The sequence below is a fragment of the Mycobacterium sp. genome, assembly GCF_025965855.1.
Classification (GTDB): domain Bacteria; phylum Actinomycetota; class Actinomycetes; order Mycobacteriales; family Mycobacteriaceae; genus Mycobacterium.
In genome coordinates this window covers 37,467-52,896 of sequence record NZ_JAOPWB010000116.1, presented here as the reverse complement: position 1 = coordinate 52,896, position 15,430 = coordinate 37,467, and the positions used below count along the sequence as shown (strand labels likewise).

At 65.9% G+C, this 15,430-nt stretch carries 19 protein-coding genes and 1 pseudogene; 10 read left to right on the top strand and 10 right to left on the bottom strand.

Annotation, left to right across the window (positions count from 1 at the left end):
- Positions 1-100 precede the first annotated feature (100 nt).
- From JWP83_RS31205 to JWP83_RS09105, 5 genes and pseudogenes are all read left to right on the top strand, one after another.
- A pseudogene (locus tag JWP83_RS31205) lies at positions 101-163 on the top strand (hypothetical protein); the annotation flags it as partial.
- 47 nt (positions 164-210) lie between these two features.
- Positions 211-555, top strand: coding sequence for an SRPBCC family protein (locus JWP83_RS31200; protein ID WP_367185605.1), 345 nt, complete (start codon positions 211-213; stop codon positions 553-555).
- The gene (locus JWP83_RS09115; RefSeq protein WP_297728976.1) at positions 545-1,099 is read left to right on the top strand and encodes a type 1 glutamine amidotransferase domain-containing protein; all 555 of its coding nucleotides are present in this window, start codon (positions 545-547) and stop codon (positions 1,097-1,099) included. The genes JWP83_RS31200 and JWP83_RS09115 overlap by 11 nt, the downstream gene beginning before the upstream one ends.
- A gap of 110 nt (positions 1,100-1,209) precedes the next feature.
- Positions 1,210-1,893: a HemK2/MTQ2 family protein methyltransferase gene (locus JWP83_RS09110; RefSeq protein ID WP_297728973.1), complete on the top strand. Its 684-nt coding sequence runs from the start codon at positions 1,210-1,212 to the stop codon at positions 1,891-1,893.
- On the top strand, positions 1,890-2,096 hold the full coding sequence (locus JWP83_RS09105; RefSeq protein WP_297728970.1) for a CDGSH iron-sulfur domain-containing protein: 207 nt from the start codon (positions 1,890-1,892) through the stop codon (positions 2,094-2,096). The genes JWP83_RS09110 and JWP83_RS09105 overlap by 4 nt, the downstream gene beginning before the upstream one ends.
- On the opposite strand, the gene JWP83_RS09100 is transcribed toward JWP83_RS09105, so the two are convergent.
- Genes JWP83_RS09100 through JWP83_RS09075 form a run of 6 tightly spaced genes read right to left on the bottom strand, consistent with a single transcriptional unit; the run spans position 2,093 to position 7,697 of the window.
- Positions 2,093-3,112, bottom strand: a complete 1,020-nt coding sequence (locus JWP83_RS09100) for an iron-containing redox enzyme family protein (protein WP_297728968.1) — start codon at positions 3,110-3,112, stop codon at positions 2,093-2,095. The two genes, JWP83_RS09105 and JWP83_RS09100, sit on opposite strands and share 4 nt — an antisense overlap.
- A 44-nt stretch (positions 3,113-3,156) precedes the next feature.
- Positions 3,157-5,376 (bottom strand): SpoIIE family protein phosphatase, encoded by a 2,220-nt coding sequence (locus JWP83_RS09095; RefSeq protein ID WP_297728965.1) that lies wholly within the window; start codon positions 5,374-5,376, stop codon positions 3,157-3,159.
- The gene (locus tag JWP83_RS09090) at positions 5,373-5,999 is read right to left on the bottom strand and encodes a SpoIIE family protein phosphatase (protein ID WP_297728961.1); all 627 of its coding nucleotides are present in this window, start codon (positions 5,997-5,999) and stop codon (positions 5,373-5,375) included. The genes JWP83_RS09095 and JWP83_RS09090 overlap by 4 nt, the downstream gene beginning before the upstream one ends.
- Entirely contained in the window at positions 5,992-6,402 is a 411-nt protein-coding gene (locus JWP83_RS09085) for an anti-sigma regulatory factor (RefSeq protein WP_297728958.1), read from the bottom strand. The genes JWP83_RS09090 and JWP83_RS09085 overlap by 8 nt, the downstream gene beginning before the upstream one ends.
- Complete coding sequence (locus tag JWP83_RS09080) at positions 6,392-6,781, bottom strand: STAS domain-containing protein (protein WP_297728955.1); 390 nt, start codon at positions 6,779-6,781, stop codon at positions 6,392-6,394. The genes JWP83_RS09085 and JWP83_RS09080 overlap by 11 nt, the downstream gene beginning before the upstream one ends.
- Before the next feature lie 22 nt (positions 6,782-6,803).
- Complete coding sequence (locus JWP83_RS09075) at positions 6,804-7,697, bottom strand: STAS domain-containing protein (protein WP_297728952.1); 894 nt, start codon at positions 7,695-7,697, stop codon at positions 6,804-6,806.
- Between the two features lie 159 nt (positions 7,698-7,856).
- Between JWP83_RS09075 and JWP83_RS09070 the strand changes: the two genes are divergently transcribed.
- Positions 7,857-8,225 (top strand): STAS domain-containing protein, encoded by a 369-nt coding sequence (locus JWP83_RS09070; RefSeq protein WP_297728949.1) that lies wholly within the window; start codon positions 7,857-7,859, stop codon positions 8,223-8,225.
- Positions 8,226-8,241: 16 nt separating this feature from the next.
- On the opposite strand, the gene JWP83_RS09065 is transcribed toward JWP83_RS09070, so the two are convergent.
- Genes JWP83_RS09065 through JWP83_RS09055 form a run of 3 tightly spaced genes read right to left on the bottom strand, consistent with a single transcriptional unit; the run spans position 8,242 to position 11,175 of the window.
- A complete protein-coding gene (locus JWP83_RS09065) occupies positions 8,242-9,258 on the bottom strand; it encodes a hypothetical protein (protein WP_297728946.1) in 1,017 nt (338 codons plus the stop codon).
- A gap of 10 nt (positions 9,259-9,268) precedes the next feature.
- Positions 9,269-10,585, bottom strand: a complete 1,317-nt coding sequence (locus JWP83_RS09060) for a peroxidase (protein WP_297728943.1) — start codon at positions 10,583-10,585, stop codon at positions 9,269-9,271.
- A gap of 29 nt (positions 10,586-10,614) precedes the next feature.
- A complete protein-coding gene (locus JWP83_RS09055; RefSeq protein ID WP_297728941.1) occupies positions 10,615-11,175 on the bottom strand; it encodes a hypothetical protein in 561 nt (186 codons plus the stop codon).
- A gap of 116 nt (positions 11,176-11,291) precedes the next feature.
- Between JWP83_RS09055 and JWP83_RS09050 the strand changes: the two genes are divergently transcribed.
- A complete protein-coding gene (locus tag JWP83_RS09050; protein WP_297728939.1) occupies positions 11,292-11,798 on the top strand; it encodes a DUF6328 family protein in 507 nt (168 codons plus the stop codon).
- Here the strand turns inward: JWP83_RS09050 and JWP83_RS09045 are convergent.
- Positions 11,766-12,485, bottom strand: a complete 720-nt coding sequence (locus tag JWP83_RS09045; protein ID WP_297728993.1) for an HAD family hydrolase — start codon at positions 12,483-12,485, stop codon at positions 11,766-11,768. The two genes, JWP83_RS09050 and JWP83_RS09045, sit on opposite strands and share 33 nt — an antisense overlap.
- A 495-nt stretch (positions 12,486-12,980) precedes the next feature.
- Between JWP83_RS09045 and JWP83_RS09040 the strand changes: the two genes are divergently transcribed.
- The 3 genes from JWP83_RS09040 to JWP83_RS09030 all read left to right on the top strand — a co-directional run bounded on the left by JWP83_RS09040 (position 12,981) and on the right by JWP83_RS09030 (position 15,129).
- Positions 12,981-13,256: a hypothetical protein gene (locus JWP83_RS09040; protein WP_297728936.1), complete on the top strand. Its 276-nt coding sequence runs from the start codon at positions 12,981-12,983 to the stop codon at positions 13,254-13,256.
- A gap of 155 nt (positions 13,257-13,411) precedes the next feature.
- Positions 13,412-13,708, top strand: coding sequence for a DUF4193 domain-containing protein (locus JWP83_RS09035; protein WP_297728933.1), 297 nt, complete (start codon positions 13,412-13,414; stop codon positions 13,706-13,708).
- Positions 13,709-13,800: 92 nt separating this feature from the next.
- Entirely contained in the window at positions 13,801-15,129 is a 1,329-nt protein-coding gene (locus tag JWP83_RS09030; protein WP_297728991.1) for a cytochrome P450, read from the top strand.
- Positions 15,130-15,430: the final 301 nt, after the last annotated feature.

The window sequence follows — 15,430 nt, the reverse complement described above, 5'->3', positions numbered from 1 at the left end:
CGGCGCGGCAGACCTCTATGCCGCGCCGCGCGCCACCCGCGATGGCGGCGCCCGCCATGCCAACGTCGCGCGCCACAGCGCCCTGCTTGCCACGGTCACCGTGCGGCGCCCGCCCGAGGAGGTATACGGCTTCTGGCGCGACCTGGAGAACCTGCCCAGCTTCATGGACCACCTGCAGTCGGTCATCGCGGGCGCCGACGGTCGCTCGCACTGGTCGCCAACGCGCCGGCTGGCCAGGCGGTCCAGTGGGACGCGCAGATCACCGAGGACGAGCCGAACAGGCGGATCGCCTGGCAGTCCCTGCCGGGTTCGGCGATTCAAAACGGGGGCAGCGTGGAATTCGAACCCGCCGGCGACGGCGATGGGACCGAGGTCCGGGTCCAGATCGGCTACCAGCTGCCGCGCGGCGTCGTCGGCAAAGCCGCCGCGACCCTTTTCGGCCAGTCTCCCGACCAACAGGTCAACGAAGACCTTCAGCGTTTCAAGCAGATCCTGGAGACGAAAGTCGTCCTCCGCCCACGACCCAGTGAAGGGGGTACCCGCGATGTCAAATGAGTTGCAAGGGACGAAGGTTGCGATCCTGGCCGCCGACGGCGTGGAGAAAGTCGAACTCGAGAAGCCACGCGCCGCGCTCCAGCGGGCCGGCGCCCAGGTCGAGGTGCTGTCGCTGAAGACCGGCGAAATCCAGGCTCGCAACCACGATCTCGAGCCCGCCGGCACTTTCGCAGTCGACCGCGCGGTCTCGGACGCGTCGGTGGACGAATTCGACGGCCTGATACTTCCCGGCGGCACGGTGAACCCGGACAAGCTGCGTCTCGACGGTGCCGCGGTCTCGTTCGTCCGCGACTTCGTCGTCTCCGGAAAGCCGGTCGCCGCAATCTGTCACGGGCCCTGGACGCTGGTGGAGGCCGGCGTGGCCGTGGGGCGGACGGTGACCTCGTATCCCAGCATTCGCACCGACCTGCGCAACGCGGGCGCGCACGTGGTGGACGAAGAGGTCGTGGTCGACGGCAATCTGATCACCAGCCGCTCGCCGGCGGACCTGCCGGCGTTTTGCGAGACCATCATCAAGCAATTCGCCCACGCCACTACGGGATAGCCGCAGCTGATCCGTCGTCGCACCGTTTATGCCCGCAAGTTTGCGGGCATAACACAGGCCAAGCCGTGATCGCCACGGCGATCCCTCCAAGGCTGACCGAAAGGCCCACGTTGACAACGATCTATCCAGAACCCGTGATCTCGGTTGCGCACAATGTTTATCAGCCGCAAGAAGATTCCCGACTGCTGGTCGACGCAATGCACCATAGCGCGCTCATTCCGGGGCGACGGGTCCTCGACCTTTGCACGGGTAGCGGATTCGCCGCGATCGCCGCGGCGGAGATGGGTTGTGCCAGCGTCACCGCCTGCGACATCTGCCCGCACGCGGTGCGTTGCTCTCGCGGCAACGCGGCCCTGGCCGGCGTGCAGGTGGACATCCGCAAGGGATCGTGGGCAGAAGCCGTCGACTGGGCGCCGTTCGACGTGGTGACGGCCAATCCGCCTTACGTCCCAACCCCGCCCGGCAACAACGCCGAGCTAATCACCGCTGGGCCATCGTGGGCCTGGAATGCCGGCCCCGACGGGCGCCTGGTCCTGGATCCGCTGTGCGAATCGGCGCCAAAGTTGCTGTGCGACGGCGGATCCCTGCTGCTCGTGCAGTCGGTGATCGCCGGCGTCCAGCAAACCCTGGACCGCTTGAAATGGGCCGGCCTGGAGGCCGAAGTCATAGCGTCCAAATGGATTCCGTTCGGCCCCGTCATGTCGTCGCGGGCGAAGTGGCTGGAGGAAACCGGGCGGATCCCACGCGGACGCCGGGAAGAGGAACTCGTTGTGATCCGGGCGGACAAGCCATGACCACGACGCGGGTACGTGTGGTGGCAGGAGGCCCCGTGCTGGTGTCCGGGCCGGTGCGCATCGAGACGCCCGGCGGCGACGTCGTCGAGTCCGATCGGTTCATGGTGGCGATCTGCACCTGTCGGCGCAGCAACGATTATCCGTTGTGCGACACCAGCCATCGCCGCTGCCGGAGCATCAAGAAGCAAGCCAATGCCGGTTAATCCACGGGGCTGCGCAACGACGTCTGGCCCCGCTTCCACGACTCGATGAGCTTGTCCGCCAAGCGGTTTTCCACCGCCGCGTGCGCGCGAATGCCGAAAACGACGTCCGGGTCGAGGTGCGGTTCCCGGGCGATGAGGTCGCCGACGACGTCAATGCGCACCACCTGTTCGTGTACCGCGTCGGCTTCGACGTGCTCGCTGTAGAAGCCGACGCAGGCCGGCGGCGCCGCCATCCGCCGCAGGGCCTGCACCATCCGCCGGGATCCCGGGGGCGAGGTGATCTCCGTCGACGCGAAATGCCCGATCGCGGCGCCACGCATCCGCCGGTGCAGCCCGAACAGTGACATGAGATTCACGACGGTCAACGCCTCGGCGGGGACGGCGTCGAGATAACCGAGATATGTCGCATCCAGCCCGGCCGCCGTCAACAGGTCGGCGAAGAGCTGCTGATGCAGGCGCGGTCCCTGGCCGGCGCCGTACTCGTCGAACTCGACCGCCACGAATGCCGCCTTGGCGGTGCCCATCAGCCGCGGAATCGCCCACGCGTGCGGATCGCCCTCTTTGAGGTGATACAGCGACCGGTGCACGAAGTACTCGCGCATCTGCTGCCAGCTTCCCGTGTCGCGCAGGTAATACGACGGCCCGTCGCCGTCGGCGGGCTCGATGGAAATCGCCTCCAGTTCGGATTCCGCCGTGTGGCCGAGTTCGATGGGCCCGACGTCGCGCCGCACACCCGCCAGGAAAACGCGTTCCAGTTCGGCGCGCAGCTGCAGCAGCGCGGGATTCCACTCCCAGAGCGGATCGACGCCCGCGAAACCCCGGTAGTGCAGCTCGTAGCACATGCACAACGCGAGCTGGAGATCCAGGCCGTAGGGGTCGGAGTCCCGCACGGAGGCGCCGATGCGCGCAAGGTTGTCGTATGTGGGCGGTCCATCCAGCGCACGACGGACGGCCGTAGACAGCGGTCCATGTGCCGCAGGCAGGGCGGGTTCGACCGTGATTGATGTGCGGGTCACGCCGATGACTACCCGAGAATCGGGCCAGGCAAACGGTGGTGCGGTCAGGTCGTTTGCGCCGATAGCCGGAAGGTGATGTCGACGGTGGTCCCCGTTGGGGTACTGTGCAGTTCCACCGCGTCGCTGAGCGCGCGCATCAACACCAGCCCGCGCCCGCTGTTGCCAGGATCGGTGGCCGGTGTCTTCCACGAACCGGCATCGGTGACCCGGGTTCGGACTTGGCCGTCAACGACTTCCGCTTCGAGCAGCATCGCCCCGCCGCGGCGTCCGCCGTAGGCATGCTCGACGCAGTTGGTGCACGCCTCGTTGACCACCAGGACGATGTCGGCGGCCAGCCCCTCCGGGACCTCGGCGGCGCTGCGTAGCCACTCGGCCAGCCGATGCCTGACGTTGACCAATTGCTCTGCGACCGCGTCGCTTTCGATTCGCAGCTGCGTTGGCCGGTGCCGGTATATCACCATCGCGACGTCGTCGTCATACCCCGCCGCGGGCGCCAGCGCGCGGACCACCGTCTCCGGAATGGTGTCCAGGGGCAGCTTCGTCGCCCCGAGCAAAACGTCCGCGGCGCGGGCGATTCCGATGTCGATCGACTCGTATTTGCGCTCGACCAGGCCATCCGTGTACAGCATCAGCATCGAGCCCGGCGGCAGCACCCGCGAGGCCTGCGGCCGCGGTTCGTGCCGGCGAACCGCGAGCGGCACCGACGCGGCGTCGGTCAATATGGTCGTGTTCGCCGGCTGGGGGCCCGCGACCATCGCGGGCATGTGGCCGGCGTTGCTATATTCCAGAACACCGGACTCGGTGTCCAGGATCGCAAGAAAAACCGTGGTGCAGTACGCATTCGGGATGAGCGACGCCGCCATGTCGAGTTGCTCGAGTAGCAGGGCCGGTTGGGCACCGTTGATCAACAGCGCGCGCGCCGAGCTGCGTAGCTGGCCCATGATCGCGGCCGCCGGCAGGCCACGGCCGACGCAGTCGCCGACGACGATGCCGATGCGGTTGTCACCGATAGGCAGCACGTCGTACCAGTCGCCCCCGATTTCCAACGGCGGAACCGCGGGTTCGTAGCACACGGCGAACCCGGACGGCGGCTCCACCGTGGGCAGCATGGCGCGCTGCAAAGTCAGCGACGTCTCGCGGGCGCTCTCGAACTGCCGCACGTGCTGCATGGCCAGACTGAGGTGTCCGATGAGCACCGTGACCAGGAGCCGATCCTCGGCGCTGATCCAGCGAGGGGTCCGCAACTCCAGCCACAACGCGAGGTCCCCGGTGTTCGACAGCACCGCCACCAATCCCTTTGCCTTGCCGGGATTTTCGGGCCTGTCGACGGTCTTGGCCGTCAGCGGCAGCTGATGGCGCGCATCCTGGAACGTGTTCCGCAACCAGGGTTCCAGTCCGCGCCAGGAAGATTCGGAAGGATCGCCCGCCACCTGTACGCTCGGTTCGCCCCCGCCACTGGGCCACGAGACGGCGATCACCCGCTGTACGTCGATCGCCGTTCGGCACTCGTCGAGAGTGATCGCCAGCAGCTCGGCGACGCTCTTGGCCACGGCCACGGCCGTCGCCAGGCGCAGGACGGCGCTCTCGCGCGCGGCGAAGGCCCGCTCCGCCGTGATGTCCCGGATCGTGCCGACGTAGACGTCTCGATCGCTGCCGGCCTCCTTGACCGCGTTGATACTGACCATCACCCACGCGAGATGGCCGTCTCGGTGCCGAATCGGGGTTTCGTACTCGGCGCCGCCGTTGCTGCGGACCTGGGCCTGCTGCTCACGCGCGGTCTTCTTGTCGACCAGCCACGGGTGGGGCCAGCGGTATGGCAGCCCGTCGGCGGAATAGCCGAGGATCTCGATCAAGGCGTTGTTCATTTCGACCACCGAGCCCTCGTGATCGGCGACGAAAAAGCCCTCCTGCAACGAATTCACCAGGGCGGTGCGGAATTTGTCACGGTCCGCCAGGCCCTCGGCACGGGCCCGTTCTTGCGCGAAACGCCTGGTGCCGTCGAGGAAGCCACGAGTCGCGACGTCCAGCGGGGCCAGCGTCTGCAACAGGAACTCGAGCGCGGCCGGCCTGGCGACCGAAGAGTTCTCGGCGAGCTCCTGAACCAATCGGAAATGGTGCTCGATGATTTCGAGCACGCTGATGTCTTCCTCCAAGGCGCGGCGTCCGAGCTCTTGGCCGACGGCCAGGGCGTCCTCGTCGCGCGCGCCCAAGTAGCTGTGCAAGGCGGCGGCGTACTGGGTGTGAAAGTCGTGGTTGCCGGTCATGTCGATACTCCCCGGTGACGCGCTGCCAGCACCATGGCATCGTCGGTTTCCTTGGCGTGCTTAGCCAGGAGTCTTTCGGTGATGACCACGGCGGAGGCCGCGAAGTCGATGTGCTCCAAGTAATCCTCGGCAATTCCGTCGGTGCTCATCACGAGCAGGTCACCCGGACGGATCGAAAGCACTTGGGCGGGCCTGATTTCCGGTATTCGGTAGCCGACGATGCCGCCGGTCAGGCGCGCAGTGGACCGGAGGTGAATTCCGGTCGGGGCCTTGGCCACCAGCTCGGCGGTGACGTTGCCGACCCCCGTCCACGTCAGCGTGCTGGCCGCAAAATCGATGCGCGCCAAGGTCATTGCGACTCCCCTGGTGCCGTCCAGCACGCGGTGGCAGAGCTGGAGCAGAACTTCTAGGCGCTCGGAACTCGCGCGCTTGACCGCGTCGACGGCGCTCAGCGCGGCAGATGCGGCGTCCGGACCGTGGCCAAGTCCGTCCACCAGGCCGAACAGCGCGGCGTCATCGCCGATGCCGATCGCGATACCTTGGTCGCCGGACGTGTACTCGCCAGGCAGAGGGCGACCCGCCCTTGCCCACTCGATCGGACCGAAGCGGCCATTCTCATGCACGGGAGGGAACCCATTTCCACATCTCGACGACCGTGCCGCGGCCGAGTGCAGATTCCACGACCAGCCGATCCATCAGGCGGCGGGCGCCGGGCAGGCCCATCCCCAACCCGCGGCCGGTCGAGTACCCGTCCTCCATGGCGCGCTCGATGTCGGCGATGCCGGGGCCGTCGTCCTCAGCGCGTACGACCAGCGCCTTGCGCCCGTCCCGGTCGGCCACTGCGATCCGGACGGTTCCGCGCCCCGCGTAGCTGGTGATGTTTCGGGCTATTTCGGAGATCGCCGTGGCGATCATGGTGACGTCGGTCAGCGAGAATCCGAGATTGAGTGCGAGCTGATGTCCGGCCTTGCGGGCGGCGACGATGTCGTCGGGCTTCTGGATATCGACGACGATGTCACCCGCCACCGTCGCGCCCGATCGTCGACTTCCCCACTCCACCTTGGCGATTCAGCAGCGCGAGGCCCTCTTCGAGATCCAGCGCGGTGTTCATGTCATCGAACGCCAGGCCCAGCTGGACCATCGCAAAGGCCACCTCTGGCTGCAGGCCCACGATCACGGTGTCCGCGCCTCGCAGCCGGGTCATGTGGGCGATGGTCCGCAGCGATCGGGCGGCGAACGAATCCATCACATCGATGGCGGTGACGTCGACGATGATGCCCTGTGCGCGGAACTTGCTGACCCGTTCCATGAGGTCGAAGCGAAGGCGTTCCGCGTCCGAGTCAGTGAGGGCGGCCTGCACCGAGGCGATAAGGATCGAGCCCTGTTTCAGAATCGGTACTGGCATGGGGTGCTCGTGCTAATTGTCGTTATCCGGTCTGCTCGCCGGTGCGCGAGACTTCGTAGCCGAGCAGGCGTTCGGCTTCTTCGATACCGCCCTGAAGGTCGCCGACGGCGTTCATCTTCGATAGATCCAGACCGATGGTCACGAGCGTCAGGGCGATCTCCGAGGACAGGCCGGTGATGATCACGCTCGCGCCCATCAGGCCCGACGCGTCGACCGTCTGCACGAGGTGGTTCGCCACGGTGGAGTCGATGGTGGGCACACCGGTGATGTCGATGACCACGACTTTCGCGCGGTTGGCGCGGATAGCCCGCAGCAGCTGCTCGGTGACCTGGCGGGCCCGCTGGCTGTCCAGCACACCGATGATCGGGAGAATCAGCAACTGCTCGCGCACCTGCAGCACCGGCGTCGACAGCTCGCGGATCGCCTCCTGCTGCTGGCGGATGATGCGCTCACGTTCCTGCACGAAGCTGACACCCACGGTATTGGCGATGCGGTTGGCCGCCGGCTCATACGCGTCCAGGACCCGGTTCAGCATCTCGAACTCGGTCTGGTACTTCTCGAACAGCGAGCGCGCCAGCACGTCGCGCAGCAGCAGCACGATGCCGAGCACCTCGTCGGTCTCCACCCCCCGCGGGATGATGCGTTCCGAAAGGTCGCGCGCGTAGGCCTGCAGCGCCTCGACGCTACCGGTCTCGAGCACCTCGACATAGTTGTCGTAGACGGCGGTTGCTTCCGAGAAGAGCTCCTCCGGGGTCATCGCGGTGAGCAGCTCGGCCTCGGTGATTCTGCGGGCCCACTCCTCGCGCAACACGGTGCGGTTCTGCCGCAGGTGCTGGACCAGCTGGGGCAGCAGGCCCTCGCTGACCGTCTGCGCGGCGGTGCTGGTGCTTCCGAAATCCGACGTCGAATCTGACATCTGGCCTCCCATGTGCCGCGTCGTGCTCCGCAGTTCGCAGTGCCAATGGGAGACTAGCCTGGGCTATCGCGCCTCAGGTATCGAGGGCATATTCTTCTCGCAGTTCGCATGGCAGGCTAGGCTTGCACCACACTCAAGGCCCGGGACAAAGGATAGCCATTGTCAGCTCCTGATTCGATTACCACGTTGGTTACCGACCACGATGGTGTGTCCGTGGTCAGCGTCAGCGGCGAAATCGATCTGGTCACCGCCCCGGCGCTGGAGCAGGCCATCAGCTCGGTGACCGCGGACGACCCGACGGCACTGGTCATCGACCTTTCCGCGGTTGAGTTTTTGGGCTCGGTCGGCTTGAAGATCCTCGCCGCGACGTACGAAAAACTTGGCAATTCCACCGAGTTCGGTGTGGTAGCGCGGGGACCGGCGACCAGGAGACCGATTCACCTAACCGGCCTGGACAAAACCTTCCCGCTGTACCCGACGCTGGACGACGCGTTGACCGCCGTCCGGGACGGCAACATCAACCGCTGACGCGCCTCCCCGGGCGCTATCCCATCAGCGAGAAGTTTCGCCAGAAGTTCGCCAGGCTCTCGGTGCCGCCAAAGAGCGTCGTGAAGTTCGTGGAGTCGACCAACACGATGTCGCCGGCCCGGTTTTCGGCGGGCGGCATCCAGATCAGCGCATTGAATTCGGTGTTTCCCGCCTCCGTGAAGGGATGCGGGCGCGTCGGATCGATTCGCTGACGCCCCAGCACGCGCAGGGAGGCGCTTTCCGGCGCCGTCAATTCGTAGTGCGGCAGGTGAGGGTGGAAGTTGAAGGTGGTGACGTTGTCGAGGAGCCGAGGCGCGTCCAGGTCCGGGAAGCCGCTCAGGGGAGCGATCTGATTGCCACCGTCGATTACCGCGGGCCGCAGGCCCCACTTGTTGTAGACGGGCACGTCGAGGGCCTTCATCAGGGAGCGCGTGTATTGGCTGAAGCGCTGTTGGCGGGGGACCAGCGGGTCGCCGTGGTGCAGGAACTCCATCTGGCGCTGCTTGTTGTCGTCGGTGAAGCCGACGTCGTGGTGGGGGGCCAGCAGCAAGCACGTCCCTTCCCGCTGCAGCCAGGCCTGAATCGCGGCGAGTTCCTCGGGCTGTGCCTCTTCTTGCCCGAGGACGTGGTCGAGCCCGAAGACCATGAGGGTGTCGGTGTCGGCCAGGACCCGTTCGTCGATCGGCAGCTGGTAGCCGGCTTGGTCGATGCGCTGGAAAACCGCGACCGGGTGACCGGTTACGTCGCCGGCCAGCTCCTGGAAGTGCAACGTCGAGCGGTGGAACAACTCCAGGGTTCCTGCGATGCCCTGCAGGAAGTGCGTCTCGTCCCACTCCGGAGTCTCGTAACTCGGCCAGGCCACCCTGCGGACCTCGGTCATCGTGGAGAACCGGTTGTCCAGCGCGGCGGGATCGCGTTGGGCTTCCCACGGATAGCTCCAGGTCCAATAGATGCTGATGCGGCGACGGCCCGGCGTATATCCGCGGGGAATGTGCGCCTGGTTGTATGTGCGCGCGGGCGGCGATGTGCTCATGGCGTTCCCATCAGGAGAGCGCGGCCAGGTATCTGAGGCCATTGAGGCCCGGCAGGAAGAAGTAGGCCCCGCCGGCGAGCGTGGTGAAGGCGGGTAACCCCTTGAGAACCGTACGGATTGGACGCTTGGGGATCTTGTATTCCAGTGTGCCGTCTTGCCCGCCGCAGATCGGATCGCGCTCGTTGCCCAGCTCGTGGAAGTTGCGGTCGTTGATCCACACGTTTTGCGCGAATTCGAACTGACGGACGAGGCTGGCGCAGATGATGAACGCGGCGATGCCCCGATCCACGCCGTTGTCGTCGGCGCCCTCGGGAAGTGCCTCGCCGTAGGTGGCGCCGCGCCGAATCATTCGGCGCCGGTTCATGTTGACCGTCGTGTCGCGCGGATTCAGCCGGCGGATGTGGGAACCCAGCGGCACGGCATAGCCGAAAGGGTCCATCTCCTTATAGTTGAAGTCGTTGTTACGCAGGGGATCCGCGCCCAGTTCGGGGTCATCGCGTTCGGGCGCCAGGACCAGCGGTGCGCCGCTTCGCCAGCGGCCCATGAGCTTCGCGGCGAGAAGGTCTTGCCCCTCCACCGTCCCCGCCTGCTCCTTGAGGTAGCCGCGGAACAGCCCGACATGCTCCCGCAGCCGCCGGTACGCCATGTAGCTGCCGTTGCGCGACAGTTCCTCGGGCTGAGGCAGTTTCGGGATGACGAGGTCCTCGTCGGGGTAGCCGAGGATGAACTCGCCGGGCCGCAGCGGTGCCCCGGCGCCCGGCGTGGATTCTTCGCCGGACCCCTCGATCACCGGTTGCGACAATCGGTCCCGGAACCCGAAGTGATCGTGGGCGTAATCGAACGGTGGTGTCGCATTCAGGTCCAGGAACGACAGCACTCGCACGCCCGGGCATCGGGCGACCAGGTCGGCGTGGACTGCGGCACAGCGATCGTGCTCAGCCTCGTTGCGCGCGAACAAGATCGCGATCGCGTGGAGGTCGTCGCCGGCCAATCCGCCCACCCAGTTGCGGGGATGATTTGATCCGGTGTCACCCAGGATGTCGGCGCGTGCGGCCATGCCCTCCCGAAATTCGTCGGGAAAGGTGGCCAGTGAGTCCTCTGAAACACCAAGCGCCCGTAGGCCATTCCAGGTGAACGCGAGGGTGATCCATCGATCTTGACCGTCCATCGTCTTCCGGGCGTCGGCCGCCGATTGGACCCGGCCGACGAGTTCGCTCAGCCACGCTCGGCCGCCCGCCGGGTTGTCGAAAGACAAAAATTCGTAGCGCCCCGTCATCGCCGGTGTGCGAGTCACCAGGATGTGCTGGATGTTGTCAAGGTCAAGCATCGATGCACCCTGGCCCAAAATTCGAGGCATTACTGCATCTGGTCGAGCATGCCGGAGAAGGCGGCCTTGAGCCGCAGCGCCTTTTTGATCTCGTCCGCGGTGACGTAGGGGTACTCCCCGTACTCGAGGAAACTGGGGAACTGGTGCTCACGCACGAACTTGACGAAGGCGTCCGGGTTGGTTTGCCAATCTTCGGGAAAGCCCTCCAGGTTCGTGAACACCGTGGTGACACCGGACTGCGAAAACAGCGTTATCGCGTCCTCGGTGTATTTGTCAAAATCGGTGTCGAAAATCCCTTGGTACTGGAAGTGCAGGCCGAAGCCGACGTCGAACAGGACCCACCTCAGATAGTGCAGGCGCAGCGGGGCCAACAGGTCGGGCTGAGCCTCTATCGCCGCCTGGATCGTCCTACCGTACTCACGGATCACGTCTTCGCGCCCGGGCTTGACCTTGGCGATGATGGAGAAGCCGTAACAGGCGGGCGTCCGGGGAAAGACCGGGCCGTACCTGCCGCGCTGCAATTCGAAGTAGCCCTCCGCGGGAATGGCCATCGCGGCGGGTTTGCTCCATTCGTAATCGATCGTCGGCATCGTGTTTCTCCCGCTCGGTCGGACCTTACTCGTTGATTCTGACCGCAGGGCTGCCCTTCGGTAAGTAATTGGCCCTCAAATCAACGCGTCCGCGAGCCGATGCGATGATCACTGCTATGGATGGCGAGGTCGATCATCCGGAGGATGACCAGCGGTGGGATCGCAATCAGCGCGGCGAGACCGAAATCGAACGGCTCGACCGCAATTGGAACACCCTGCTGCAGGAGCTGCGCGTGGTGCAGACCGGCGTCCAGCTCCTGACCGGGTTCCTGCTGACGCTGCCGTTCCAGCAGCGCTTCAACGTCCTCAGCGAACCGATGCGAATCGTGTACATGGCGACGGTCGCATGTTCGGTGGGCGCGACGGTGCTGCTGGTCGCCCCGGTCGGCATCCACCGGCTGCTGTTCCGGCGGCATCGCCTCCAGGTGCTGGTGTCGGCCGCGCACCGCTGTGCCTGCGCCGGGTTGGTGCTGCTCGGCACGGCCTTGACCGGGGTGACGAGCATCGTTTTCGACTCGGTCGGCGGACGCACCGCCGGGCTCATAGCGGGAGCTTGTGCGGTGGGGTCGTTTGCGTTCTTTTGGTGGGTTTTACCGATGTTGCTGCGCACTCGCGGTATGTAGCGCCGCGATGCGGGTGGCTTCCAGATGCTCGAGGAGGTCCTGCGGATCCGTGAAAATCGGTGAGGCGCCGGCCGACTCCAATTCGGCCCGGGAGATGCCGCCGCTCAACACTCCGATGCACGGCAATCCCGCGGCCGCCGCCGCGTAGGCGTCCCACACGGCGTCGCCGACGAACACCGCGTGGTCGACGTCCACACCGGCCCGGTCCAGCGCCACCTCCACGATGCCGGGATCGGGTTTGGCGGTGTCGACGTCGCGTGACGACGTCGTTTCGGCGATGACGTCGTCGCAATCGAGCGCCTTGAGCAGGGCGTCGAGTTCGTCGTCGGGTGCCGAACTGGCCAACACCACTTGCAGTCCGAGGTCGGCGACGCGGCGCAGCAGCGCGCGGGCTCCGGGCAAAGGTGTCAGCAGCGGTGTGACGTCGCGGTAATGGCGGCTGTGCCCGTCGCTGAGCCGGTCTTGCACGTCGTCGGGCGCGTCGTTGGACAGTTTGCGCACCAACTTGTTGCCGTCCATGCCGATGCACCGGTGGATCTGCCACGCCGCGACGGGCAGCCGTTCGGCGTAAAAGGCGCGCTGCCACGCGTAGACGTGCAAATAGTTGGAATCGACGAGGGTACCGTCCACGTCGAACAGGACGGCGGGCGTGCCGCGGGCGGGTTTCGCGGATTGCGCGGGTGTCAGCGGACGCCCCGTTCGTGGGCGCCGGGCCGGCGTGGTGGCCGAGGTCGAAACGTCATGTGCGCGGCATACCCGCGCTGGGGCCGGCTGACACAACGGCGTCTCTTGGTCGGTGGGGGCGATGAGTAGACGTCGACGAGGCGCCAGCGGGATCTGCCATACACAACCTTGGTACAAAAGCTTTTTCACGGGGGGGTGAAGTTGAAAACCCCGGAAAGCGATCCGGTTGACCATGAACGTACTTCCCGTCGGCACGCCGGTGAAGCCTTCACGCACAGCGCCATGCCCCCGGGCCGGCCCGCGCTGTTTGTCGGCGTGTTCGCCTTCACGACCGGGCACTGCTTTGCTCTTCCAAACTCACCGCAAGTCCGCACCGCCGAAGTGCGCTGGGAAGCAATGAATTCCGAGGCCGCACGGTCGCCTACCGGCCGACCGCGTGCCGAACCGCGCCGAGACTGAAATGTTTATTTTGCCGCCTGACCGGGTAAAAGTCGGGCCATGCTCAACACGTCTGGCCCGTTGCGTCCCGGCACGCCGTGGCTCGTGGCGGCCGCGGTCTGGGCGGTCGGCCTGGTGGTCGGGGTGCTTGCGCTGCTGGCCGGGCACGCTGGGGCGGCTGTCGTGGCGCTGATCCTCGCCGTCGTGGCGCCATGGTTCGGGCTGGCTTGGGTATCGCATGGCCAGCGCCGCGCCCTCCACGTCGCATTATTCCTGCACGGGACGAGAGCCGACGGGTCCGCGACGCGCGTCGCCAACGCGTCAATCCCCTGCTGAGTCGGCCTTCCTGGACATGTGGAGGGCTCAAATCGTTGTCCACGCAAGTTTCTTGGGCCGATTAGGTGTGATCAGCACCCGAAGGGGGTATCGACTGAGCCACGGGTGACTACAGGCAGGTGCGTCAACCCGTCGTTTAGCAGGAAGGAACCGCCATGGCGACCGCAAGCGATTACGACGCACGCCCCACGCCGGACGTCGAGACGCAGGACGCGTCCGCTCTCCGCGAATTTGCACCCACCGGCTCACCCACCGCGGTTGTCGACGAGGACCCCAACGATGTGGCCTTCTTCGAGCTGCCCGGCGCGGACCTTTCCGGCGAAGAGCTGTCGGTGACTGTGATCCCTCAGCGGGCCGACGAGTTCGTTTGTTCGAGCTGCTTTTTAGTGCAGCACCGCAGCCGGTTGCGCAAGTTGAGTTCCGGGCTTCCGGTCTGCGCCGACTGCGTGTAACGCGGGGTCGGTCGGCCTTGACCAACTAGACCCGTCGTGTTTCTGTCATCAGCGTGCCCTTGAGCGGTCCGCCCGGCCTGCCGGCTCCGCGCATGCTTCGGTCGGTGTTCGCCGCGGCGTATGCGATCGCCTATCTCGTGGGCGGCGAGCGGCGGATGCTGCGGCTGATCCGTCGCTACGGACCGATCATGACAATGCCCGTTCTCAGTCTGGGCAACGTGGCGATCGTGTCCGACCCGGAATTGGTCAAGCAGGTCTTCACCGCGCCGCCCGACGTGCTGCTCGGCGGCGAGGGTGTGGGCCCGGCGGCGGCCATTTACGGGTCCGGATCGATGTTCGTGCAGGAGGAGCCGGAGCATCTTCGGCGGCGCAAACTCCTGACGCCCCCGCTACACGGTGCCGCGCTGAGCAGTTACGTACCGATCATGGAGAACTCCGCCCGCGCGGCGATGCACAGCTGGCCGGTTGACCGTCCGTTCGAAATGCTGAAGGCGGCGCGGGCGCTGACGCTGGACGTGATTGTCCGGGTCATCTTCGGAGTCGACGATCCCGACGAGGTCCGGCGCGTGGGCCGGCCATTTGAGCGCCTACTGAATCTCGGTGTGTCAGAGCAATTGACGGTTCGGTACGCGCTGCGTCACGTGGGCGCATTGCTCGTGTGGCCCCAGCGGGCGCGAGCCAACAGGGAGATCGACGACGTCGTGATGCCGCTCATCGCGCGACGGCGAAACGACCCGGAACTGAGCCAGCAACTCGACATCCTGGCATTGCTGATGTGTGCCCGCGGCGATGACGCAGAACAGCTGTCCGACAGCGAGATTCGCGACGACCTTATCACCCTGATTCTGGCGGGTCACGAAACCACCGCGACCACGCTGGCGTGGGTCTTCGACCTGCTGCTGCACCACCCCGATGCGCTCCGACGTGTGCAAGCCGAAGCCCTGAGCGGGGAGGAAGCTTTCACGACCGCGGTGATCCACGAGACGCTGCGGATACGGCCACCGGCGCCATTTACGGCCCGCGTTGCGGCGCAACCGTTTCCGATCGGCGGATACCGCGTCGAATCCGGCACCCGCATCGTCGTCCATATCATCGCGATCAACCGCAACCCTGGGACCTACGAGGATCCCAACGAGTTCCGCCCGGAGAGATTCCTCGGCGCCCGACCCGAAACCTACGCGTGGGTACCGTTCGGGGGCGGCGTCAAACGCTGTCTGGGCGCGGCCTTCTCGATGCGCGAGCTGATCACCGTGTTGCACACGCTGCTGCGTGAGGGGGAGTTCAGCGCCGTCGATGTGACGCTGGAGAGGATCGTGCGTCGCTCCATCATGCTCGCGCCCCGCTGCGGCACCCGGGTGCGGTTCCGTCCCCTTGAGCCCGATGGCGCGTCGGCGCCACCGCCGGACTCCCGAGACCCATAGACTTGGCTCGCGATGGAGGGGGCGGATTAGCCGCCTCGGTTGGTTTCACTCAACAACTCTATGCGGCCCTTCCGACGGCGAATCGGATACGGACGATCGATCTAAACGCCGTAATGAATCGATTCGTGAACGCGGTCAGGGCCGAACTCGGGATGGATGAGTTCAGGCCGTTGAGCGTCAGGCTGGAAGATCTCGAGCAACGGATATGCGATGCCGTCGACCCGACGAAGTACCAAGTCGCAAGCTGACGGCCGGGCCGGCAGGCAACCGCGTCGGCGGCATGCTCCTCGATTGTCACAGC

What these genes read in the sequence shown, in the direction of transcription:
- JWP83_RS09115 (WP_297728976.1), top strand. Translation starts at nt 545, where the DNA reads ATGTCAAATGAGTTGCAAGGGACGAAGGTTGCGATCCTGGCCGCCGAC.
- JWP83_RS09105 (WP_297728970.1), top strand. Translation starts at nt 1,890, where the DNA reads ATGACCACGACGCGGGTACGTGTGGTGGCAGGAGGCCCCGTGCTGGTG.
- JWP83_RS09095 (WP_297728965.1), bottom strand. Translation starts at nt 5,376, where the DNA reads ATGACCGGCAACCACGACTTTCACACCCAGTACGCCGCCGCCTTGCAC.
- JWP83_RS09080 (WP_297728955.1), bottom strand. Translation starts at nt 6,781, where the DNA reads ATGCCAGTACCGATTCTGAAACAGGGCTCGATCCTTATCGCCTCGGTG.
- JWP83_RS09075 (WP_297728952.1), bottom strand. Translation starts at nt 7,697, where the DNA reads ATGTCAGATTCGACGTCGGATTTCGGAAGCACCAGCACCGCCGCGCAG.
- JWP83_RS09065 (WP_297728946.1), bottom strand. Translation starts at nt 9,258, where the DNA reads ATGAGCACATCGCCGCCCGCGCGCACATACAACCAGGCGCACATTCCC.
- JWP83_RS09060 (WP_297728943.1), bottom strand. Translation starts at nt 10,585, where the DNA reads ATGCTTGACCTTGACAACATCCAGCACATCCTGGTGACTCGCACACCG.
- JWP83_RS09055 (WP_297728941.1), bottom strand. Translation starts at nt 11,175, where the DNA reads ATGCCGACGATCGATTACGAATGGAGCAAACCCGCCGCGATGGCCATT.
- JWP83_RS09050 (WP_297728939.1), top strand. Translation starts at nt 11,292, where the DNA reads ATGGATGGCGAGGTCGATCATCCGGAGGATGACCAGCGGTGGGATCGC.
- JWP83_RS09040 (WP_297728936.1), top strand. Translation starts at nt 12,981, where the DNA reads ATGCTCAACACGTCTGGCCCGTTGCGTCCCGGCACGCCGTGGCTCGTG.
- JWP83_RS09035 (WP_297728933.1), top strand. Translation starts at nt 13,412, where the DNA reads ATGGCGACCGCAAGCGATTACGACGCACGCCCCACGCCGGACGTCGAG.
- JWP83_RS09030 (WP_297728991.1), top strand. Translation starts at nt 13,801, where the DNA reads ATGCTTCGGTCGGTGTTCGCCGCGGCGTATGCGATCGCCTATCTCGTG.